The 14,455-nt window shown below is 66.3% G+C and carries 17 protein-coding genes and 1 tRNA gene; 15 read left to right on the plus strand and 3 right to left on the minus strand.

The features are described from left to right. Positions 1–52: 52 nt before the first annotated feature. The 6 genes from ACYQ0L_RS08805 (at position 53) to ACYQ0L_RS08830 (ending at position 3,757) form a co-directional block, all read left to right on the plus strand. Entirely contained in the window at positions 53–799 is a 747-nt protein-coding gene (locus ACYQ0L_RS08805; protein WP_459788708.1) for a YebC/PmpR family DNA-binding transcriptional regulator, read from the plus strand. Between the two features lie 40 nt (positions 800–839). Next, the gene (ruvC, locus tag ACYQ0L_RS08810) at positions 840–1,328 is read left to right on the plus strand and encodes a crossover junction endodeoxyribonuclease RuvC (RefSeq protein ID WP_459788709.1); all 489 of its coding nucleotides are present in this window, start codon (positions 840–842) and stop codon (positions 1,326–1,328) included. A gap of 94 nt (positions 1,329–1,422) precedes the next feature. Next, a complete protein-coding gene (locus ACYQ0L_RS08815; protein ID WP_459788711.1) occupies positions 1,423–1,803 on the plus strand; it encodes a hypothetical protein in 381 nt (126 codons plus the stop codon). Positions 1,804–2,010: 207 nt separating this feature from the next. Continuing rightward, on the plus strand, positions 2,011–2,373 hold the full coding sequence (locus ACYQ0L_RS08820) for an antibiotic biosynthesis monooxygenase family protein (protein ID WP_459788712.1): 363 nt from the start codon (positions 2,011–2,013) through the stop codon (positions 2,371–2,373). Beyond that, on the plus strand, positions 2,370–2,717 hold the full coding sequence (locus ACYQ0L_RS08825) for an arsenate reductase (protein WP_459788713.1): 348 nt from the start codon (positions 2,370–2,372) through the stop codon (positions 2,715–2,717). The genes ACYQ0L_RS08820 and ACYQ0L_RS08825 overlap by 4 nt, the downstream gene beginning before the upstream one ends. A 56-nt stretch (positions 2,718–2,773) precedes the next feature. Next, the gene (locus tag ACYQ0L_RS08830) at positions 2,774–3,757 is read left to right on the plus strand and encodes a glycerophosphodiester phosphodiesterase (protein ID WP_459788715.1); all 984 of its coding nucleotides are present in this window, start codon (positions 2,774–2,776) and stop codon (positions 3,755–3,757) included. A gap of 38 nt (positions 3,758–3,795) precedes the next feature. On the opposite strand, the gene ubiG is transcribed toward ACYQ0L_RS08830, so the two are convergent. Further along, positions 3,796–4,536, minus strand: coding sequence for a bifunctional 2-polyprenyl-6-hydroxyphenol methylase/3-demethylubiquinol 3-O-methyltransferase UbiG (ubiG, locus tag ACYQ0L_RS08835; RefSeq protein ID WP_459788716.1), 741 nt, complete (start codon positions 4,534–4,536; stop codon positions 3,796–3,798). Between the two features lie 53 nt (positions 4,537–4,589). On the opposite strand from ubiG, the gene ACYQ0L_RS08840 reads away from it, so the two are divergent. Beyond that, positions 4,590–5,879 (plus strand): aspartate kinase, encoded by a 1,290-nt coding sequence (locus ACYQ0L_RS08840; RefSeq protein WP_459788717.1) that lies wholly within the window; start codon positions 4,590–4,592, stop codon positions 5,877–5,879. 10 nt (positions 5,880–5,889) lie between these two features. Next, positions 5,890–7,047, plus strand: coding sequence for a formate-dependent phosphoribosylglycinamide formyltransferase (gene purT / locus ACYQ0L_RS08845; protein ID WP_459788719.1), 1,158 nt, complete (start codon positions 5,890–5,892; stop codon positions 7,045–7,047). Between the two features lie 4 nt (positions 7,048–7,051). On the opposite strand, the gene ACYQ0L_RS08850 is transcribed toward purT, so the two are convergent. Then, complete coding sequence (locus tag ACYQ0L_RS08850) at positions 7,052–7,597, minus strand: DUF2306 domain-containing protein (RefSeq protein WP_459788721.1); 546 nt, start codon at positions 7,595–7,597, stop codon at positions 7,052–7,054. 152 nt (positions 7,598–7,749) lie between these two features. On the opposite strand from ACYQ0L_RS08850, the gene ACYQ0L_RS08855 reads away from it, so the two are divergent. From ACYQ0L_RS08855 to ACYQ0L_RS08880, 6 genes are all read left to right on the plus strand, one after another. Beyond that, the gene (locus tag ACYQ0L_RS08855; protein ID WP_459788722.1) at positions 7,750–8,565 is read left to right on the plus strand and encodes a LytTR family DNA-binding domain-containing protein; all 816 of its coding nucleotides are present in this window, start codon (positions 7,750–7,752) and stop codon (positions 8,563–8,565) included. Positions 8,566–8,618: 53 nt separating this feature from the next. Beyond that, positions 8,619–9,635 (plus strand): NAD(P)H-dependent flavin oxidoreductase, encoded by a 1,017-nt coding sequence (locus ACYQ0L_RS08860; RefSeq protein ID WP_459788723.1) that lies wholly within the window; start codon positions 8,619–8,621, stop codon positions 9,633–9,635. 164 nt (positions 9,636–9,799) lie between these two features. Further along, positions 9,800–10,450, plus strand: coding sequence for a YceI family protein (locus ACYQ0L_RS08865; RefSeq protein WP_459788724.1), 651 nt, complete (start codon positions 9,800–9,802; stop codon positions 10,448–10,450). A gap of 68 nt (positions 10,451–10,518) precedes the next feature. Continuing rightward, a complete protein-coding gene (locus tag ACYQ0L_RS08870; RefSeq protein WP_459788725.1) occupies positions 10,519–11,397 on the plus strand; it encodes a dienelactone hydrolase family protein in 879 nt (292 codons plus the stop codon). A 154-nt stretch (positions 11,398–11,551) separates the two neighbouring features. Then, positions 11,552–12,571 (plus strand): SPFH domain-containing protein, encoded by a 1,020-nt coding sequence (locus ACYQ0L_RS08875; RefSeq protein WP_459788726.1) that lies wholly within the window; start codon positions 11,552–11,554, stop codon positions 12,569–12,571. Continuing rightward, positions 12,571–13,059, plus strand: a complete 489-nt coding sequence (locus ACYQ0L_RS08880; RefSeq protein WP_459788727.1) for an NfeD family protein — start codon at positions 12,571–12,573, stop codon at positions 13,057–13,059. Before ACYQ0L_RS08875 ends, ACYQ0L_RS08880 begins: the two co-directional genes overlap by 1 nt. Before the next feature lie 27 nt (positions 13,060–13,086). Here the strand turns inward: ACYQ0L_RS08880 and ACYQ0L_RS08885 are convergent, their stop codons facing one another. Next, positions 13,087–14,037, minus strand: coding sequence for a complex I NDUFA9 subunit family protein (locus ACYQ0L_RS08885; RefSeq protein ID WP_459788728.1), 951 nt, complete (start codon positions 14,035–14,037; stop codon positions 13,087–13,089). A 182-nt stretch (positions 14,038–14,219) separates the two neighbouring features. On the opposite strand from ACYQ0L_RS08885, the gene ACYQ0L_RS08890 reads away from it, so the two are divergent. Next, positions 14,220–14,306: transfer RNA gene (locus tag ACYQ0L_RS08890), tRNA-Leu, on the plus strand. Positions 14,307–14,455: the final 149 nt, after the last annotated feature.

The following is a 14,455-nucleotide window of genomic DNA, read 5'->3' on the forward strand; positions in this document are numbered from 1 at the left end:
TAGCGGGACCCCACTCGGGGTCCTTAAAAAGTATCACTTTTTGTAGGTTCCCATGGCAGGCCATTCCAAATTCAAGAACATCATGCACCGCAAGGGTGCGCAGGACAAGAAACGGTCCAACCTGTTTTCCAAGCTTTCGCGCGAGATTACCGTTGCGGCGAAGATGGGCATGCCCGATCCGGACATGAACCCGCGCCTGCGGCTGGCGATCAACGCCGCCAAGGCGCAGTCGATGCCCAAGGACAATATCCAGCGCGCGATCGACAAGGCGTCGGCCAATGACGGCGATAATTACGAGGAAGTGCGCTACGAAGGCTACGGCCCTGGCGGCAGCGCGATCATCGTCGAGGCGCTGACCGACAACCGCAACCGCACCGCGACCAATATCCGCACCGCGTTCTCCAAGAATGGCGGCAATCTAGGGACGGAAGGATCGGTCGCGCACGGGTTCGAACGGCTCGGCCTGATCGTCTATCCGGCCGATGCGGGCGGCGAGGAAAAGGTCCTCGAAGCCGCGCTGGAAGCGGGCGCGGAAGACATTGCCAGCACCGATGACGGCCACGAGATCTGGACCGCGCCCGACGACCTGCACGCGGTCGCCGAAAGCCTCGAGAAGTCTCTCGGCGAAGCGGAAACCGTGAAACTGGCGTGGAAGCCCAACCTCACGGTCGACATGGACGAGAAGAACGCCGGCACGCTGCTCAAGCTGATCGACGCGCTCGACGACGACGACGACGTGCAGACCGTCTGGGGCAACTACGACATATCGGATGACGTGATGGAAAAGCTGGAGGGCTAGGCCTTCCTGCTCGCCTGCCTTTTGGGGGCGGGCCCATTCCATGACCATCATCCTCGGCCTCGATCCCTCGCTTTCCTGCACCGGCTGGGGCGTGATCCGAGCGGAGGGATCGCGGCTGAGCCACATCGCCAACGGGCAGATCGCCACGAATGCGAAGGCACCGATCGCGCAGCGGCTGGCACAATTGCAGCACGATCTGGCCAAGGTGATTGCCGAGCACGCACCGGATCGCGCGGCGTGCGAGGAGATTTTCGTCAACAAGAACCCTCAGTCCACGCTCAAGCTGGCGCAGGCGCGCGGCGCGGTGCTGGCCGCGTGCGGCGCGGCGCATGACGGGCGAGGGCTGGAGGTGCGCGAGCATGCCGCGCGCAGCGTGAAGAAGGCCGTTGTCGGCACTGGAGCGGCGGAAAAGCGCCAGGTGCAGGCGATGCTCAAGGTGTTGCTACCCGGTGCGCAGGTCGCGGGAGCCGACGCGGCGGACGCGCTGGCGGTGGCCATTGCCGACGCGCATTCGCGGCTGACCGTGTAGCCTGGGCGGGAACGCGCGCCATCGTCCGACCGTATTATCTCCCATGACCCCCCCCGCGAGAATGGTGGTCTCGCTTTGTCATCGGAGAGATTTCATGCGCAAAACGACGATTTCCGCCCTTCTGGCAGGCACCCTGATGGTCGGCGGCTGCGCCTATGGCAGCGGCTTCGGCCTTGGTGACGATGGTTACGGCTATGGCGATCGCTACGGCGACCACAATGGTGGCTACGGCGACCATAACGGCGGCGGCTATGGCTATTCCTACCGGGACAACAACGACTTCGAGCGCGCGGCGGTCAATGCCTGCGGGCGCGAGGCAAGCCGGTACGGCCGTGTCCGCATCACCTATGCCGAGGAACGCAACCGGGGCGTCTACACCGTGCAGGGCGAAACCGATAACCGCGACCGCGATCGCGATCAGTTCACCTGCCGCTTCGACGCATCGGGCCGGATCGTCGATTTCCGCACCGGCTGACCGACGCGGGGCGAGGTCGCACCCTCGGCGGCGCCAAGTCCCGCCCGCGCCACGTTTCGTTTAAAACGGGCGCGGCGGGCACTGTCCTACCCGGTGTGCGCACGCTATGACGCCCAGCATGCCGCTGCGCCCCGATCACCGCCCGGATGCCGTTCATTCGCATGCCCGCGTCGAAGGCGGTTTTTCTGGTGCAAGACACTGTGTCAGGTGTGTCAGGCCAGCCAGCCTTTCGACACGATCGAGCTGCTAAAGCCAATGTATCTGGTGGTCTTCCGCAGCCGTAAACGCGCCGACTACGATGCGGCCGCCTATGCCGACCATGCCGAGGCGATGGAGCTGCTCGCCCGCGATCAGCCCGGCTTCCTCGCCGTGAAGACCTACGCGGCGGAAGACGGCGAGACCGTCACCATCTCCGAATGGGCGACGCGCGATGCGGCCAAGGCGTGGCGCTGTCACCCCGACCATGCGACCGTTCAGGGCGAGGGCAGGAAGAGCCACTACGCCCGGTACACGATGTTCACCTGCCTCGACCCGCAGGTGACCACCTTCCAGTCGAGCGAGAATTCATGACCATCACGATAAACGGCATCCCCAATTGCGACACGGTGAAGAAGGCGCGCAAATGGCTCGACGCACAGGGCCTCGCCTACGCTTTTCGCGACTTCAAGAAGGACGCGCCAGATGCCGGGGAGATTGGTGGCTGGGCCGATTCGGCGGGCTGGGAAATCCTGCTCAACAAACGCGGGACCACGTTTCGCAAGCTGGACGAGGCCGACAAGGCCGATCTTACCCGCGACAAGGCGATTGCCTTGATGGTGCAACATCCAAGCCTGATCAAGCGCCCGGTATGCGAACATGAGGGCGGCCTGCTGGTCGGCTTCAAGGAACCGGAATGGAAGGATGAATTGTGCTGAAATGGCTCGCGGTATTGGCCGTTGCCCTCTCCCCCGTCTGTGCGAGCGCGCAGGCCATGTCTGAGCTTGCACCGGTCAACGCCGATGGCGACACGCTGGTGATCGCGCATCGCGGCGCGAGCGGGGAGCGGCCCGAACATACGCTGGCCAGCTACGAGCGCGCGATCGACCAGGGTGCCGACTATATTGAGCCCGATCTGGTGGTGACCAAGGATCTGGTGCTGGTCGCCCGGCACGAGAACGAGATCGGCGAGACGACCGATGTCGCCGACCATCCCGAGTTTGCCGACCGTCGCCGGACCAAGAACATCGAAGGCCAGATGATCAACGGCTGGTTCGTGGAGGATTTCACGCTGGCCGAACTGCAAACGCTGCGCGCGAAGGAGCGGATGCCCGCGCTGCGCCCGGCGAATTCGCGGTTCGACGGGCTCTACCAGGTGCCCACCTTCGCCGACATCATCGCGCTCAAGCACGCCAAGGAGGCGGAGACGGGCCGCAAGATCGGCCTCTATCCCGAACTCAAGCACCCGACCTGGCTGCTGCAGGAAACCGGGATCGACACCGTCGACCTGCTGGTGCGCCAGCTCAAGCAGGAAGGGCTGGATGGCGCGGACGCCGATGTCTTCGTGCAGGTGTTCGACGTGACCCCGCTCCAGCGGCTCGACAAGATGATCGACACGCCGCTGATCCTGCTGATCAAGCCCGAAGGCGGCCCGTATGACGAGCCTGCGATGACCTGGGCGGGAATCATGACGCCGACCGGCCTCGCCGAAGTGGCCGAATATGCTGACGGGATCGGGCCGTACATGGGCCATGTGCTGAACGACGACGGCACGCCGACCGATCTGGTACGCGATGCCCACGCGGCGGGCCTGCAGGTCCACCCGTGGACCGTGCGCAAGGAAAACGTGTTCCTGCCGCCCTCGCTGCGTTCGGACGCGAGCCAGAACGGCGTGGGCAACATGCTGGGGCTGGTGGAGCTGCTGAAGGCCGCCGGGGTGGACGGCTACTTCACCGACGATCCGGGACTGGTGCGGTAGCCTGCCTCGCGAAGCGGTATTTCGCGTGAAATACGCGGCTAACCTCGCCGCGCGGCGAGGATGTAGTTGAGGCTGGTGTCGTCCGACAGGTGCAGGCCCTTGCCCGGACGCCAGGCGATGCCACGGGTCTGGGTGACGGCAAGGCCCGCATCGGCGAGGAGATCGGTCAGCTCTTCGGGGGTGACAAAGTCGTCCCAGTGGTGGGTGCCGCGCGGCACTGCGCCCACGGCTTCGGCCGCGCCGACCAGCAGCGTGCGGCTGCCCAGCGTGCGGTTGGGAGTCGACAGGATGAGGAGGCCGTCATCGGCCAGGCACCCGGCCAGCGCGGCGAGGAAGGCGGGTTTGTCGGCCACGTGCTCGATCACCTCCATGCAGGTGACGAGGTCGAAGCTGCCGAGGTCGAGCTGCGCCAGCTCGCCCGCCATGTAGCGGATGTCGAGCCCGGCCGCCTCGGCATGGGCGGCAGCGGCGGCGGCATTCTCGGGCGCGGCGTCGACGCCGGTCACCTCCGCGCCGAGTCGCGACAAGGGCTCGCACAGCAGGCCCGCGCCGCAGCCCACGTCCAGCGCGGATTTGCCGTTCAGCGGTGCCGCGCTCTCGATATCGCCGCCCCAGTGGCGGTCGATGCAATCGCGGATGAAGCTCAGCCGGACCGGGTTCAGGCGGTGGAGCATGGCGGACGAACCCTTCGGGTCCCACCAGTCCGCAGCGAGTGCGCCGAAGTGGCTCGCTTCTTCCGGGCGGATGGTCTTGGACTTCAGGGCTGTTGCATCGCTCATGCACGCTCCCTAACACCGCGCAAGTTTGCCTACCAGCATGGAGACTATCGGCCTTGGCCCGGATCGTAATGAAATTCGGTGGCACCTCGATGGCGGGGACCGAGCGTATTCGCCGGGTCGCGCAGATCGTGCGCCGCCAGGCCGCCGGTAAGGACGGCGGGCGCAACGAGGTTGCCGTGGTCGTCTCGGCGATGGCGGGCGAGACCGATCGGCTGGTCAATTTCGCGCGGGAAGCCCATGCGCTCTACGATCCGGCGGAATACGACGTCGTCGTCGCCAGCGGCGAACAGGTCACTTCGGGCCTGCTCGCGCTGACGCTCCAGTCGCTGGGGCAGAAGGCGCGCAGCTGGCTCGGCTGGCAATTGCCCGTCCGCACGATCGAGGCGCATTCGAAGGCGCGGGTCGACGCGATCGACAGCGATGCGTTGCTCGAAAGCATGGGCCAAGGCACGATCGCGGTGATTCCCGGTTTCCAGGGACTGAGCGAGGCGGGCCGGGTGACCACCATGGGGCGCGGCGGGTCCGACACCAGCGCAGTTGCGGTCGCGGCGGCGGTGAACGCCGACCGATGCGATATCTACACCGATGTGGACGGGGTCTACACCACCGACCCGCGCATCGTCGCCAAGGCCCGCAAGCTCAAGGCGGTAACCTACGAAGAAATGCTCGAACTCGCCTCCGTCGGCGCGAAGGTGTTGCAGACCCGCTCTGTCAGCCTCGCGATGAAGGAAGGCGTCAGGGTACAGGTGCTCTCCAGCTTCGTGGACGACGATGCGACCCCGGCGGACGATCTGCCGGGAACGCTGATCGTCTCCGAAGAGGAAATGGAGCGGATGGTCGAAGAGGGAAAAATGGAACGCAAGCTCGTCACCGGAATCGCGCACGACAAGAACGAGGCGAAGATCATCCTCACCCGCGTGCCCGACAAGCCGGGCGCGGTGGCGGAGATCTTCGGCCCGCTGGCCGAGGCCAGCATCAATGTCGACATGATCATCCAGAACGTGGGCCGCGACAAGGGCGAGACCGACGTGACCTTCACGATCCCCCAGACCGACCTCGCCCGCGCGCAGGCCCTGCTGGAGGACAAGCGCGAATCGATCGGCTACAACCGGATCATCACCGACAGCCACATCGCCAAGATCAGCGTCGTCGGCGTCGGCATGAAGAGCCACGCGGGCGTGGCGAGCGACATGTTCCGCGCGCTGGCCGACCGCGGGATCAACATCCAGGCGATCACCACCAGCGAGATCAAGGTCTCGGTCATGATCGACGAGGACGAGACCGAGCTGGCCGTGCGCGTGCTGCACACGGCCTATGGCCTCGACGCGGAAGACGCGGCCTGAGGCTGGCGGCGTGAGCCACACGACCAAAATCCTGCTGCTCGGCTCGGGCGAGCTGGGGCGCGAGTTCGTTATCTCGGCCAAGCGTCTCGGCGCATACGTGATCGCCTGCGACAGCTACGACAATGCGCCCGCGATGCAGCTGGCCGATGCGCGCGAGGTGTTCTCGATGCTCGATGGCGAAGCGCTGCGCGCGGTGATCGAGAGGCATAAGCCCGACCATGTCGTGCCCGAGATCGAGGCGATCCGCACCGAGGTGCTGGCCGAGGTCGAGGCGGCGGGCGTGCATGTCGTGCCGACCGCGCGCGCCGCTCAGCTGACCATGAACCGCGATGCGATCCGCGATCTGGCGGCGCAGGAGCTGGGCGTGCGGACCTCGCGCTATGGCTATGCCACCAGCCTCGACGAAGTGCGCGCGGCGGCGGGCGACACGGGCTTTCCCTGCGTCATCAAGCCGGTCATGTCCTCCTCGGGCAAGGGCCAGAGCACGGTGCAGGACGCCGAGGGGCTGGAGGCAGCGTGGGATTACGCAGTGGCCAATATGCGCGGCGACCGGGCGCGGGTGATCGTCGAGCAGTTTATCGACTTCGATTACGAGATCACCTTGCTGACGGTGCGGCATAAGGATGGCGTCACGTTCTGCCCGCCCATCGGTCATCGGCAGGAGCGTGGCGACTACCAGGAAAGCTGGCAGCCGCATGGCATGAGCGAGGCCGCATTGGCCGACGCGCAGGAGATGGCGCGCAAGGTTGTCGACAACCTCGGCGGATACGGTCTGTTCGGGGTCGAGTTCTTCGTGCGCGGCGACGAGGTAATCTTCTCGGAGCTGTCTCCGCGACCGCACGACACCGGGATGGTCACGCTGGTCAGCCAGAACCTGACCGAGTTCGACCTCCATGCCCGCGCCGTGATGGGCCTGCCCGTGCCGGAGACGATCCGCGCACGCCCGGCGGCCAGCGCGGTGATCCTCGCCGACCGGGAAAGCGACAAGGTTTCCTACTCCGGGCTGGCCGAGGCGATGGAGAACGGTGCGGATATCCGCATCTTCGCCAAGCCGGTGACGCGTGCCTACCGCCGCATGGGCGTCGCGCTGGCCACGGCAGGCGACACCGACGAAGCCCGCCGCCTCGCGAAAGAGGCAGCGGGCAAGGTTTGCCTGACCTACGGCTGACGGGTTAGCCCAGCAGCCACATCCCCATCAGGCGGCTCGGCAGAAAGCTGAACAGGCCGGGGATGATCAAGGCGCCGAGATACATTTGCGTGATCTGCCTGCGGTGCTTGGCGATCTGGCCCTTGCGAGCAGTGGAGACCACCTGCCAGGCACCCAGCAGAGTGTAGGGCACGAAGATGTGGATCCAGCTGAAATCGCTCCCGCCGCGGACGAAGGTGATGGCGATAGCGGTGACGACCATCAGCGCGACCCACACCTTGCCGAGCATCTTGTGCAGCGGCGTGCCCTTGGGCGACAGCAGAAGATATGCGCCCAGCGGCAGCGCGGGGACCACGGTCGCGAGGTGAATCGCGATCGCCGGGTTGTGGTAGCGGCCATCGTCCGGTGCGAGCCCGGTCAGCCCTTTGAACAGGGCGATGGCCGCCGCCAGCGTCATCAGCGTTCCCGCCGCCCCGATCAGCGATTTGACGAGCGGTCCGTTCTCGAACTTCGGTTTCGCGGCGGCCTTGGTCGTGCGGCGCATGGTGAAGGGCAGGGCGATGGTGGACATGCGAGGTCTCCTGGGTCTGTCTGCCCCTTCGATGCCCCACTCCCGCTGGCGGGCAATAAAGCTTGCGCGAGCGTGGCGCTCCCTTCGCGAAACGCGCGCAAATCCGGTGGTTCGCCACTTTACGAAGCGCGAACGGGCGCTAGGCTCGCGGCATGAGTGACGATCCATCCGCCGGGCAGCACCCATTCGCGCGCAAGCTGCTGATCGACCTGTCAGTGATGACGGTGGTCGGCGTGGTCCTTGCGCTGATCGGTCCGTTCGGCAGTGCCCATGCGCCGCTCGCGGTTCGCTTTGCCAGCTGGCTGCTGTTCGCCTGGGTAGGCTATGCGGTCTACAATCCGATCGGCTGGGTGGTGGAGCGGCTGCACCGGTCCTTGCACCTGCCGCAGATCGGCCTGTGGATCGCCGGCTGCCTGATCGCGACCATCCCGATGACCGCGATCGTATGGGCGATCGGCTTCTGGCCGCGCCCCGTGCCCATGCCTTCCGGCGAGCAGGCGCTGGAGGCCTATTTCAACGTTCTGATCATAGGCGCGAGCATTACGGTGCTGTTCCATCTGATCGAGCGCTCCAAGCAGGTGCCGCCGCCCGCGCAGGAGAGTGCCCCGCCTGCGTCTCCGGCGACTGCATCCGCGCCCGCGCTCTCGGCCGCGCCGCAGCCCGCCTTTTTCGACCGCCTGCCGCCGCACCTGGGGAGTGAGCTGATCGCGCTGGAAATGGAAGACCATTACGTGCGGGCGCACACCGCGCTCGGCTCCGAACTGATCCTGCTGCGGATGCGCGATGCGGTGGACGAGCTGGCGGGGGTCGACGGGGCGCAGGTCCATCGTAGCTGGTGGGTCGCGCGCGATGCGGTCGAGGATGTGAAGCGCGACGGCCGCAACCTGCGGCTGGTGCTGCCGGGTGGGATCGAGGCACCGGTGTCGCGCACGCGGGTGGCCGAACTCAAAAGCCTGGGCTGGTTCTAGGATTCGCGCTTCTGGCGCTTGCCGCCCGCGCCCTACGCTCGTAACCGCTCCACATGAGCGATACTCCCAAGACAGACGCGCTGATGGCGCGCGGCACCCAATTCCTCGGCAGCAAGCACGCGATCCTGTGCGGCGCGATGAGCTGGGTGTCCGAACGCAACCTCGTGTCGGCCATCTCCAATGCGGGCGGTTTCGGCGTGATCGCCTGCGGCGCGATGACGCCCGAGCTGCTCGATACCGAGATCGCCGAGACGAAGAAGCGCACCGACAAGCCCTTCGGCGTCAATCTGATCACTATGCACCCCGATCTGTTCGACCTGATCGCGGTGTGTGAAAAGCACGGCGTCACCCACGTGGTGCTAGCGGGCGGCATCCCGCCCAAGGGAAGCGTCGAGGCGATCAAGGGCGGCAAGAACCCGGCCAAGGTCATCTGCTTCGCGCCCACGCTGGCGCTGGGCAAGAAGCTGCTGCGCTCGGGCGCGGATGCGCTGGTGATCGAAGGTATGGAAGCGGGCGGCCACATCGGCCCGGTCTCGACCAGCGTTCTGGCGCAGGAAATCCTCCCCGAACTGAGCGGGGACCATCTGGTCTTCGTTGCCGGCGGCATCGGGCGCGGCAGTGCGATCGCGGGCTATCTGGAGATGGGCGCGTGCGGCGTGCAGCTGGGCACGCGCTTCGCCTGCGCCACCGAAAGCATCGCGCACGAGAACTTCAAGAAGGCCTTCTTCCGCGCTTCCGCCCGCGAAGCGGTCGCCAGCGTGCAGGTCGATGCGCGTCTGCCCGTGATCCCGGTGCGTGCACTCAAGAACAAGGGCACCGAGGAATTCACCGCCAAGCAGCGCGAGATCGCCGGATCGCTCGACCGCGAGGAGATCGCGATGGCCGAAGCGCAGCTGCAGGTGGAACACTACTGGGCGGGTGCGCTGCGCCGCGCAGTGATCGACGGCGATGTCGAGAACGGCAGCCTGATGGCGGGGCAATCGGTAGGCATGGTGCGCGAGGAAGAGCCGGTGGCGCAGATCATCGACACGCTGATGGCCGAGAGCGAGGATGCGCTGACGCGGCGGTGATCGGGCGCCGCCCGAATCGCGGCGCGGCCACCATGGCCCAAAGGCTGCCCATCGGCGGCGGAACGGATCGCGCGCTGGCGCTTTGGAGTTGCAAGTGCATGCAGGGCGCGCCCCTGCGTGCGTCGTCCCGAGCCCGCATCGAATCCAGCCACGGAGTCCCGACCATGCGCATTATCCAGTCCGCCGCCGTCCTCGCCCTTATCGGTGCCGCCACCGTCCCCGCGCTTGCCGTGCAGGAAGGCGCGCCCGAAACGCCCGGCCAGATGGACGTGAGCCGCGTCGCCGCCGGCACCTATCAAACCGATCCGGCGCACACGCTGGTAGCGTGGTCGGTCAACCACTTTGGCTTCAACGATTATTACGGTGCGTTCGGCGATGTCGAAGGCACGCTGACGATCGATCCCGCCAATCCCGGTGCGGCCAAGGTCGACGTGACGATCCCGATCACCAGCGTCGCCCTCGTCAGCGAAGGACTCCGCGATCACCTGCTGCGTGCGCCCAAGGATGGCGCCGACGCCGATTTCTTTGGCGCCGATCCCGAGGCTGCCCGCTTCGTTTCAACCGGCGTCGATGTCGGCGCGAACGGCACCGAGGCCGATATTACCGGCAACCTGACGATGAACGGCGTCACCAAGCCCGTCACCATCGCGGCGAAGTTCACCGGCGCGGGCACCAACCCGATGAGCAAGGCCGAGACGGTCGGCTTCGAAGGCACGACCACCATCATGCGTTCCGACTTCGGGGTCGACTACGCCGTGCCGATGGTGTCCGACGAGGTCGAACTGAAGATCAGCGCCGCCTTCGAAAAGCAGTAGGCACGCCGCCCCTCGGGGCTCGCGGCTAGAGCCGCACGAAGGGACGATAGCGCGAGGGGAGACGAGCAATGTGCGATGAAGCGAAACTGGCCCGCTGGGCACGCGAGGGCCTCAACCGGCGCCAGTTCGGCGCGCTGACCGGTGTGGCCGCGCTCGGCGCCTGCGCGCCGATCGGGGCTGCCGATGGCGACTCGATCACCGTCCCTGCGCTGAGCGAGCGGCAGGTCAGCTTCCGCACGGATGCGGGCACGATGGACGGCTTCTTCGTCGCGCCCGTTTCCGGATCGTCCCCCGCCGTCCTCTTCTGGCCCGACATCGCAGGCCTGCGCGAGGCGAAGCGCGACATGGCGCGGCGTCTCGCCGGCCGAGGCTACGCCGTCCTCGTCGTCAATCCCTACTACCGCGACGTCGCGGGCGAGCAGTTTGAGGATTTCGCGGCCTTCGCGGGCAATGACGGCTTCCAGAAGGTTCGCCCTTGGCGGGAGAAGCTGGATGCGCAAGCCGTCATGGCCGACGCGGCGGCGGCGGTCGCCTGGCTCGACACCCAGGCCGAGGTCGACACCTCGCGCGGGATCGGCACGCAGGGCTACTGCATGGGCGGGCCCTTCACCTTCTGGTCCGCCGCCGCGGTACCCTCACGAATCATGGGCGTCGCAAGCTTCCACGGCGGCGGCCTGGTGCGTGAGGACAACCCGATGAGCCCGCACCGCACCTTCGACGATACGCAGGCAAGCTATCTCGTCGCGATCGCGCAGGACGACGATGCCGATGCGCCCGACCACAAGCGCATCCTGCGCGAAGCGGCGCGCGAGGCGGGACGTCCCGCGAAGATCGAGGTCTATGCCGGCGATCACGGCTGGACCGTGCCCGACAGCCCGGCCTACGCGCCCGAAGCCGCAGAGCGCGCCTATGCGGACCTGCTGACCCTCTACGACGCCGCACTCTGACGGCGTTCGTCCGGCCCGCCGGGCCCAGCTTTCGACCGGCGACATACCCGGCCCGACGGGCGACCGAATAGCGCACGGGCCCGATCCGCTTTTGCTTGGCCGCCGGGGTTCCTCCCGCTAGTCTGAAACCCTGATAAAAAAGGGGATTGGTCGCATGGGAATGTACATCGCACTCGGGCTGGTGGTCTTCCTCCTGCTCATTTTCCTGATGACCGCCATCACGATGGTGAAGCAGGGCTACGTCTACACGATCGAGCGTTTCGGCAAGTTCACCAAGGCGGCCGAACCGGGCCTGACGGTCATCTTCCCGCTGATCGACCGCGTCGGCCACCGTATCAACATGATGGAACAAGTGCTCGACATCCCAGGGCAGGAAATCATCACTGCCGACAACGCGATGGTCGGGGTCGATGCGGTGGTGTTCTTCCAGGTGCTCGACGCGCCCAAGGCGGCCTACGAGGTCTCCGGTCTCAACTACGCGATCATGGCGCTGACGACGACCAACCTGCGCACCGTCATGGGCAGTATGGATCTGGACGAGACGCTGTCCAAGCGCGACGAGATCAACGCCCGCCTGCTGAGCGTGGTCGACCACGCGACCTCGCCCTGGGGGGTCAAGATCACCCGCGTCGAGATCAAGGACATCCGCCCGCCGCGCGACATTTCCGAAGCGATGGCTCGCCAGATGAAGGCCGAACGCCTCAAGCGCGCCGAGATCCTCGAGGCGGAGGGCGACAAGACCAGCGCGATCCTGCGGTCCGAAGGCTCCAAGCAGTCCGCCATTCTCGAGGCCGAGGGCAAGCGCGAAGCCGCCTTCCGCGATGCCGAGGCGCGCGAGCGTGCCGCCGAAGCCGAAGCCAAGGCGACGCAGATGGTGGCCGACGCGATCGCCAGCAACGGCCAGCAGGCGATCAACTATTTCGTCGCTCAGGAATACACCAAGGCGGTGGGCAAGTTCGCCGACAGCCCCAATGCCAAGACGATCCTGTTCCCGGTCGAGACGACGCAGCTGATCGGCTCGCTCGGCGGGATCGGCGAACTGGTGCGCGGTGCCTTGCAGCCGGGCGAGAACGCGCCGATGGGCGGCGATAGCGGCGTGCCGCTCTCGCGCGATCGTGATCCTGTGACCCGCGAACGCGCCTCGGTCCCACGCGCGGGCAGGGGCGATTCCTGATGCTAGACGGGATCGACCAGTACTGGTTCTGGATCGCGCTGGGCCTGGTCCTCGCGGTGCTCGAACTGCTGGTCCCCGGCGTCTACCTGATCTGGCTGGCGGTCGCCGCGCTCATCACCGGCGGCCTCAGCTTCCTGTTCGGCTTCGGCCTTCCGCTGGAGATCGTCAGCTTCGTCAGTCTGGCGCTGATCACGGTCTACAGCGCGCGCCGTTATCTCGACAACAAGCCGATCCTCAGCTCCGATCCGCTGCTCAACCATCGCGGCGGGCGACTGGTGGGCGAGACGGCGCTGGTCGTCCAGCCGATCGAGAGCGGGAGCGGGCGCGTGCGGGTCGGCGACAGCGAGTGGATCGCGCGCGGCACCGACATTGCGGCGGGCGAACGAGTGCGCATTACCGGGCATGACGGCACGATCCTGCTGGTCGAGCCGATTGCGCTGATCGCGGACAGGAATGGCGAGGCCGACGCGGGGACAACCCCGGCCTAGGCCCCGCTTGGCTCTGCCAGAACCGCCCTAGCCGGCGTTGTCCATCTTCTCGGCAAAGCGGCCGTGCTTGCGATAGTGGACCATGTAGCGGTCGACCACCAGCTCGAGCGGGCGCGGCTGGATGCCGAGCGCGGCAAAGCCGGGATGCTCGCCGGAAGCGACGCTGCCGGCCTTGAGCATGGTCCACTGGTCCGAATTCATCGGCGTGCCGGGCAGCGCGGCGAAGGCGGCGCTGGCGCCGTCCGGCATGGGCAGGAAGACGCGCTTGCGCCGCTGCGCCTGCGCGATCCGCTCGTTCAGCTCCATCATCGTCCAGCGATCGGGCCCACCCAGCTCGTAAGTCTTTCCGGCATGCTCTCCGGGTGCGACCAGCGCGGTGGTAATGGCCGCCGCGATATCATCGACATGGACCACCTCCATCGGCGAATCGGGGGCGAATACGGGGAGGACGGGCAGCTTGGCGATCAGATCCGCAAACATCGTAAGGATGCCGCCATCAGGGCCGAAGATGATCGAGGGGCGCAGGATCGTCGCTGCGGGAAAGTTCTCGCGCACCAGCGTCTCGCCCAGTGCCTTGGCGCGCGCATATTCGGACGGGCCTTCGGGATCGGCACCGATCGCGCTGATCTGCATGAAGCTGTGCGCGCCCGCGTCCTTCGCTGCCTTGGCGAGCATACCTGCCGCTTCGCCCATCAGCTTCATCAGATCGCCGCCGAACGTGCCGACCAGGTTCACCACCGCATGGCTGCCTTCGACGCAGGCGCGCACGCTGCGCTCGTCGAGGATATCGCAGCGGGCGAACTGCAGCTGGCCCAGCTTGGCGAGCGGTTTGAGGGAGAACGCCTCCTCGGGCGTGCGCGCGGCGATTCGCACCCGGGCATTCTGCTGCAGCAGGTCTTCGGCGACATGGCGGCCGACGAAGCCGCTGCCGCCGAATATCGTCACCACCTTGTCGGCAAGCGGATTGGTGATGGGCATTGATCGGGCCTTTCGTGGGGCAGTGGCGCTGGTTGTGTTGGTGCAAAGCGCTTTGCCGGATGGCGGCTTGCCTCGCAAGACCGGCTTGAGGTGATGTAATTGGATTGACAGGCAGGGTTAGGCTTCGCTAAGCGCCCGCTCCTACCCGGCGGCCGCGCCTTCGATGACCGGCCTCCCCGTGTGCCCAGATGGCGGAATTGGTAGACGCACCGTCTTCAGGTGGCGGCGATCGCAAGGTCGTGGAGGTTCGAGTCCTCTTCTGGGCACCATTTTTCATTTACGGAAGGAAACGCCCATATTTGGGATGCCATACCGGACAAAGCTGGGCAAATAAGATACCGGCTTAGCGGTTGGGGACTGTCCATTCGGGAAGCATCACAGCGCTTGCGTCGAATGCTCTTTTGGGCTATCAAAAAGC

The organism is Alteriqipengyuania triglochinis (genome assembly GCF_054655655.1).

Bases quoted from the DNA above. Each gene is read 5' to 3' on its own strand.
- ACYQ0L_RS08805 (WP_459788708.1), top strand. From the start codon at position 53: ATGGCAGGCCATTCCAAATTCAAGAACATCATGCACCGCAAGGGTGCG.
- ruvC (WP_459788709.1), top strand. From the start codon at position 840: ATGACCATCATCCTCGGCCTCGATCCCTCGCTTTCCTGCACCGGCTGG.
- ACYQ0L_RS08815 (WP_459788711.1), top strand. From the start codon at position 1,423: ATGCGCAAAACGACGATTTCCGCCCTTCTGGCAGGCACCCTGATGGTC.
- ACYQ0L_RS08825 (WP_459788713.1), top strand. From the start codon at position 2,370: ATGACCATCACGATAAACGGCATCCCCAATTGCGACACGGTGAAGAAG.
- ACYQ0L_RS08830 (WP_459788715.1), top strand. From the start codon at position 2,774: ATGTCTGAGCTTGCACCGGTCAACGCCGATGGCGACACGCTGGTGATC.
- ubiG (WP_459788716.1), bottom strand. From the start codon at position 4,536: ATGAGCGATGCAACAGCCCTGAAGTCCAAGACCATCCGCCCGGAAGAA.
- ACYQ0L_RS08850 (WP_459788721.1), bottom strand. From the start codon at position 7,597: ATGTCCACCATCGCCCTGCCCTTCACCATGCGCCGCACGACCAAGGCC.
- ACYQ0L_RS08855 (WP_459788722.1), top strand. From the start codon at position 7,750: ATGAGTGACGATCCATCCGCCGGGCAGCACCCATTCGCGCGCAAGCTG.
- ACYQ0L_RS08860 (WP_459788723.1), top strand. From the start codon at position 8,619: ATGAGCGATACTCCCAAGACAGACGCGCTGATGGCGCGCGGCACCCAA.
- ACYQ0L_RS08865 (WP_459788724.1), top strand. From the start codon at position 9,800: ATGCGCATTATCCAGTCCGCCGCCGTCCTCGCCCTTATCGGTGCCGCC.
- ACYQ0L_RS08870 (WP_459788725.1), top strand. From the start codon at position 10,519: ATGTGCGATGAAGCGAAACTGGCCCGCTGGGCACGCGAGGGCCTCAAC.
- ACYQ0L_RS08875 (WP_459788726.1), top strand. From the start codon at position 11,552: ATGGGAATGTACATCGCACTCGGGCTGGTGGTCTTCCTCCTGCTCATT.
- ACYQ0L_RS08880 (WP_459788727.1), top strand. From the start codon at position 12,571: ATGCTAGACGGGATCGACCAGTACTGGTTCTGGATCGCGCTGGGCCTG.
- ACYQ0L_RS08885 (WP_459788728.1), bottom strand. From the start codon at position 14,037: ATGCCCATCACCAATCCGCTTGCCGACAAGGTGGTGACGATATTCGGC.